Here is a 5,295-nt window from a genome sequence, read left to right as displayed (position 1 = left end):
GCACGACGACGCCCCAGTCGCCGAAGGAGACGGTCAGTCCCCGGCGGCGCGGCACGACGACCGCGTAGGGCCGCAGCGTCGGCAGCGGGAACCGCGGCTCGACCCGACGGAGGCCCGCTCCGAGCCGGCCGCGTCCGAGGACCGCGACGCCGCCGGTCGCCTCCGCCTCGACGTGGGCGAGTGGTGCCACCGCGACGCGCCAGAGGGCGTCGACCCCGCCGATCGCGAGGGCGACGGCCGCCGAGCCGCCGACGAGGACCGCGAACGTCAGCAGGAGGCCGTCGCCGAGCGCAGCCGCATCGCGTTCGGCCTGCGTGGCGAGCAGCACGACTCCCCACACGATCAGGAGCACCAGGCCGGACAGCGCGATCGGCGAGTCGGCGAGGCGGCCGAGGGCCCTGCCGACGGCGTCCCACGGCGACGGGCGGCGACGCGGACGGGGCATGCCGGTACCGTACCCGGCGGCCGGGCCGCTCCTCCCACCGCGGGGCCCCGCTGCTCCCGGGCGTGGGGACGCGGCCCCTCCGATGCGGGATGCGAGGATGGGCGGGTGTCTGAGCGAAGCCGTCCGTCCATCTTCTGGTTCCTCGCGGCGGCGGTGATCCCCGTGATGACCGCCTCGGTCGACCTGCGGATCCGGAACGGCGACAGGATCCCGAGCACCGGGGCCTTCGTGTTCGCGCCGAACCACTACAGCGAGATCGACCCGATCATCACGGGCTGGACCCTGTGGCGCGCCGGCCGCGCACCGCGCTTCCTCGCCAAGGCCTCGCTGTTCTCGGTGCCCGTGCTCGGCTCGATCCTGCGCGGCTCCGGGCAGATCCCCGTCGAGCGCTCGGGCTCGGTCCGCGGCAGCGAGCCGCTGAAGACCGCCAAGGCTCTCGTGGACGAGGGCCGCTCGGTCATCATCTACCCCGAGGGCACCCTCACCCGCGACCCCGAGCTCTGGCCGATGCGCGGCAAGACGGGAGCGGTGCGGATGGCGCTGCAGTACGGGCTGCCGGTCGTCCCGGTCGCGCACTGGGGTGCGCAGCAGCTGATGGGCCGCTACTCCAAGCGGATCACCCTCTTCCGCCGCAAGCGCGTCGACGTGATCGTCGGCGACCCCGTCGACCTGTCCGCCTTCCGCGGACGCAGCCTCGACTCCGCCACACTCAACGAGGCCTCCGCGGTCGTGATGGCGGCGATCACCGCCCTGCTCGAGGAGCTGCGCGGCGAGGCGGCGCCCGAGAAGCGCTGGAACCCCTCCGAGCACAACCAGAAGGGCACGGGTCGCTTTGAGTCCGAGAAGTAGGAAGGCGCCCATCCCCGTGCCCCGCCGCGTCGCCGTCCTCGGCGCCGGCAGCTGGGGCACCACGTTCGCGAAGATCCTCGCCGACGGCGGCTCCGACGTCGTGATGTGGGCGCGCCGCGCCGAGCTGGCCCGCGAGATCACCGAGGCCAAGCGCAACAGCGACTACCTCCCCGGCATCAACCTCCCGCGCAACATCCGGGCCACGCCGCGCATCGAGGAGGCGCTGGAGGGCGCGGACCACGTCTACCTCTCCATCCCGTCGCAGTCGCTGCGGAGCAACCTCGAGGCGATCACGCCGTTCCTCACCGAGCGCACGGTGCTGGTGAGCCTGATGAAGGGCGTCGAGAAGGGCACCGGCCAGCGGATGAGCGAGGTGATCGCGCAGATGCTGCCGGTCTCTCCCGACCGGATCGCCGTCGCCTCCGGGCCCAACCTCGCCCTCGAGATCGCCAAGGAGCAGCCGACCGCGGCGGTCATCGCCTCCGAGAGCCTCGTCACCGCGCAGGAGGTGGCCCTCGCGGCGACCAACCGCTACTTCCGCTCCTACGTCAACACCGACGTGATCGGCACCGAGTTCGGCGGCGTGCTGAAGAACCTCATCGCCGTGGCGATCGGCATCGTCGACGGCGTCGGCTACGGCGAGAACACGAAGGCGTCGATCATCACGCGCGGTCTCGCCGAGATGACGGACTTCGCGGTCGCGTACGGCGGACGGGCCGAGACGATGGCCGGACTCGCGGGGCTCGGCGACCTCATCGCGACGTCGAGCTCGTCCCTCTCGCGCAACAACACGGCCGGGCGCCTGCTCGGCCAGGGCTACAGCTTCACCGACGTGGTGAAGTCGATGCAGCAGACGGCGGAGGGGCTCGCCTCCGTCGCGCCGGTCCTCGAGCTGGCGCGCGCCAGGGGAGTCGACATGCCCATCGTCGAGCAGGTGTCGCAGGTGCTCGCCGGTACGCTCGATCCGAAGGACATCGCGCCGCACCTGACCACGGATTCGGACGAGCCACAGGGTGAGAGGAACCTCGATGACCAGCAAGCTCCGCGTGGCCGTTCTGTTCGGGGGGCGCTCCAGCGAGCACTCGATCAGCTGCGCAACGGCGGCCGGGGTGCTGCGGGCGATCGACCGTGACCGCTTCGAGGTGATCCCCGTCGGGATCACCTCCGACGGCGCCTTCGTGCTCGAGGAGGACCGTCCCGAGAAGTTCGCTCTCGACGCCGCGTCGCTGCCCCGTGTCGAGGACGACGGCTCCCGTGTGCGCTGGCCGGAGTCGGCCCTCTCGCGTGAGCTCACCGTGACGACCGAGGACGGCGCGACCCGCTCGCTCGGCGAGGTCGACGTGGTGCTGCCGATCCTGCACGGCCCGTGGGGCGAGGACGGCACCGTCCAGGGGATGCTCGAGCTCGTCGGGCTGCCCTACGTCGGCTCGGGCGTGCTCGCGTCGGCGCTCGGCATGGACAAGCACTTCACCAAGACGGTGCTGCGGGCCGCGGGCCTCGCGGTGGCGCCCTGGTACCTCGTGACCGAGGCGGAGTGGCGCGCCGACCCGGGCGACGCCTCCTCGGCCCTCGACGAGCTGGGCCTGCCCGCGTTCGTGAAGCCGGCGCGGGCCGGCTCGAGCGTGGGCGTCAGCCGGATCGACGAGCGCGAGCAGCTCGAGGCCGCGCTGGAGGAGGCGTTCGCGCACGACTCGCGGGTGCTGATCGAGTCGGGCATCGTCGGCCGCGAGGTCGAGATCGGCGTGCTCGGCGGCCGCCGCGGTGCTCCGGCCCGCGCCTCCGTCGCCGGCGAGGTGGTCGTCTCCGGCCGCGGCTTCTACGACTTCGAGGCGAAGTACCTCGGGGCGTCCGGCATCGAGCTGGTCTGCCCGGCCGACCTCACCGACGGCGAGCTCTCCGAGATGCGGTCACTCGCGATCCGCGCCTTCGACGCGATCGGAGCCGAGGGCCTCGCCCGGGTCGACTTCTTCCTCACCGCCGACGGCTTCGTCGTCAACGAGATCAACACCATGCCCGGCTTCACGCCGGTCTCGATGTTCCCGCGCATGTGGGGCGCGAGCGGCGTGGACTACCCGGACCTGATCAGCGAGCTGCTCGACTCGGCGCTCGACCGCGTCCCGGTCGCCGCCCGATGACGCCGGCGCTCGCGCTCCGCGTCGAGGCGGGCGCGGCCGCGGCGCCCTTCGAGCAGATCCGCGAGCAGATCACCGCTCTGATCGCCGCGGGCGAGCTGCCGGTCGGCACGCGGCTGCCGCCGGTGCGCGCGCTGGCCGAGACGCTGGGCGTCGCCGCGGGGACGGTCGCCCGCTCCTACCGGGAGCTGGAGTCGGCGGGCCTGGTCGAGACGCGCGGCCGGGCGGGCACGGTCGTCGCGGGAGGCGTGGACGCGCTGGAGCGCGAGCTGCAGGCCGCGGCCGCCGTGTTCGCGTCCCGCGCGCGCGAGCTGGGGGCGACCTCCGATGGTGCGCTCACCGCAGCGAGTCGAGCCCTCGGCGTCTGACCGCTGAGACTCAGCCGGTGGGCGTGTCCGTCGGATCGAGGGTGTCGGCGTCCGAGACGTCGGTGCACTCGCGCGTCTGCGGGACGTAGGAGACGGCGTTCGCGAGGTCGAGCGCGGCGGAGGATCCGGACGCGCGGCTCTGGTCGACGGTGATCTCCACCGCGGGATCGCGACCGTAGGTGGTCAGCGTGTAGATGTCCTCGTCCTTCTGCGTCTCGTCGATGATCCAGTCGACTCCGCTGACGTTCACGCAGAGGTCCGTCGTCGGGCCGGGCACCTCGACTCCGCAGTGGAGGATGACGGCGGCCGGGGTGCCCCAGGCGGCGGTGCCCTGAGCGTTCGTCTCGCGCTCGGGCTGCTCCGCGACCACGTCGGGCAGGCGCACCGAGACCTCGGCGCAGCCGGTGCTCGTCGCATCGGCGGCGGGCTCGAGGGCGACGCTGGCCGAGCAGCCCGAGAGCAGCAGGACGGCGGCGGCGGCGAGAAGGGGGGAGCGGAGTCGGCGGGGGGACATCGCCGTCAACGCTAGCGTGTGAACCATGGCAGAGGATCGGAGTCCCACCCTGGCCGAGCTCAGCGAGGGCGAGGTGCTCGCGAGGGTGCTGGCCCGGCTCGGCGGCCCGGGCGCGGAGACCCTGGTCGGGCCCGGCGACGACTGCGCGGTGCTGCGCGCTCCCGACGGCCGCTTCGTGGTGACCACGGACATGATGGTGCACGGCCCCGACTTCCGGCTGGCCTGGTCGAGCCCGGCGGACCTGGGCTGGAAGGCGGCGGCCTCGAACCTCGCCGACGTCGCGGCGATGGGGGCCCGTCCCACCGGGCTCGTCGTCGCGCTCGCGGCGCCCCAGTCGCTGGGCGTCGACGTGCTGGAGGGGATCGCGGGCGGACTCGCCGCCGGCTGCGCCGCGATGGCGCCGGGATGCGGAGTCGTCGGGGGAGACCTGTCCGCCTCCGCGACACTGACGCTCTCGATCACGGCGTTCGGCTCGCTCGACGGACGACCGCCGGTGCTCCGCAGCGGTGCGAGGCCGGGGGACGTGCTCGCCGTGGCCGGCCCGCTGGGACGAGCGGGGCTCGGGCTGCGCCTGCTGTTCGAGCAGGCGCGGCGGGACGGGGAGCCGTCGGCCGACCTCGCCGCCCGGCTCCGCGAGCGGCATCCGTCCCTCCTCGAGGCGCAGCTGCGCCCGACCGCGCCGATCTCCGCGGGCGAGGCCGCGGGCGGGACCGCCACCGCGATGATGGACGTCTCGGACGGCGTGGTGCTCGACGCCCGTCGGATGGCGCGTGCGAGCGGAGTGGCGATCGACCTCGATGCCGCGGCGGTCGACGTGCACGCGCGCGGGCTCACGGGCGTGGAGGGCGTGGACCTCGACCTGGCGAGGGCGCTGGTGCTGGGAGGCGGCGAGGACCACGCGATGCTCGCGTGCTTCCCGCCCGCCGCGGCGCTGCCGGAGGGCTTCGTCCCGCTCGGGGTCGTCCGCGAGGGGGACCCGGAGGTGCG

The 5,295-nt window shown here is 73.8% G+C and carries 7 protein-coding genes; 5 read left to right on the top strand and 2 right to left on the bottom strand.

Features of this window, described 5'->3' with window-relative positions; translation table 11 throughout:
• The coding region (locus C5C49_RS16545) for a hypothetical protein (RefSeq protein ID WP_374953857.1) at positions 1–445 on the bottom strand (445 nt) is incomplete at its 3' end.
• A gap of 165 nt (positions 446–610) precedes the next feature.
• On the opposite strand from C5C49_RS16545, the gene C5C49_RS16540 reads away from it, so the two are divergent.
• Genes C5C49_RS16540 through C5C49_RS16525 form a run of 4 tightly spaced genes read left to right on the top strand, consistent with a single transcriptional unit; the run spans position 611 to position 3,794 of the window.
• Entirely contained in the window at positions 611–1,294 is a 684-nt protein-coding gene (locus C5C49_RS16540) for a 1-acyl-sn-glycerol-3-phosphate acyltransferase (protein WP_104262547.1), read from the top strand.
• A 16-nt stretch (positions 1,295–1,310) separates the two neighbouring features.
• The gene (locus tag C5C49_RS16535) at positions 1,311–2,426 is read left to right on the top strand and encodes an NAD(P)H-dependent glycerol-3-phosphate dehydrogenase (protein ID WP_181067828.1); all 1,116 of its coding nucleotides are present in this window, start codon (positions 1,311–1,313) and stop codon (positions 2,424–2,426) included.
• On the top strand, positions 2,323–3,429 hold the full coding sequence (locus C5C49_RS16530; protein WP_104283463.1) for a D-alanine--D-alanine ligase family protein: 1,107 nt from the start codon (positions 2,323–2,325) through the stop codon (positions 3,427–3,429). Before C5C49_RS16535 ends, C5C49_RS16530 begins: the two co-directional genes overlap by 104 nt.
• Positions 3,426–3,794, top strand: coding sequence for a GntR family transcriptional regulator (locus C5C49_RS16525; RefSeq protein WP_104328376.1), 369 nt, complete (start codon positions 3,426–3,428; stop codon positions 3,792–3,794). Before C5C49_RS16530 ends, C5C49_RS16525 begins: the two co-directional genes overlap by 4 nt.
• A gap of 10 nt (positions 3,795–3,804) precedes the next feature.
• Here C5C49_RS16525 and C5C49_RS16520 read toward each other — a convergent pair whose 3' ends face one another.
• Entirely contained in the window at positions 3,805–4,308 is a 504-nt protein-coding gene (locus C5C49_RS16520; RefSeq protein WP_104223096.1) for a DUF3515 family protein, read from the bottom strand.
• Positions 4,309–4,333: 25 nt separating this feature from the next.
• Between C5C49_RS16520 and thiL the strand changes: the two genes are divergently transcribed.
• On the top strand, positions 4,334–5,295 hold a 962-nt coding region (thiL, locus tag C5C49_RS16515), incomplete at its 3' end, for a thiamine-phosphate kinase (protein ID WP_104346613.1).

The organism is Rathayibacter sp. AY1E2, from assembly GCF_002932325.1.
Lineage (GTDB): Bacteria > Actinomycetota > Actinomycetes > Actinomycetales > Microbacteriaceae > Rathayibacter.
The sequence above is the reverse complement of the archived record's forward strand: the minus strand, read 5'-3'. Positions and strand labels throughout refer to the sequence as shown.

Bases quoted from the DNA above. Each gene is read 5' to 3' on its own strand.
- C5C49_RS16540 (WP_104262547.1), top strand. From the start codon at position 611: ATGACCGCCTCGGTCGACCTGCGGATCCGGAACGGCGACAGGATCCCG.
- C5C49_RS16530 (WP_104283463.1), top strand. From the start codon at position 2,323: ATGACCAGCAAGCTCCGCGTGGCCGTTCTGTTCGGGGGGCGCTCCAGC.
- C5C49_RS16525 (WP_104328376.1), top strand. From the start codon at position 3,426: ATGACGCCGGCGCTCGCGCTCCGCGTCGAGGCGGGCGCGGCCGCGGCG.
- C5C49_RS16520 (WP_104223096.1), bottom strand. From the start codon at position 4,308: ATGTCCCCCCGCCGACTCCGCTCCCCCCTTCTCGCCGCCGCCGCCGTC.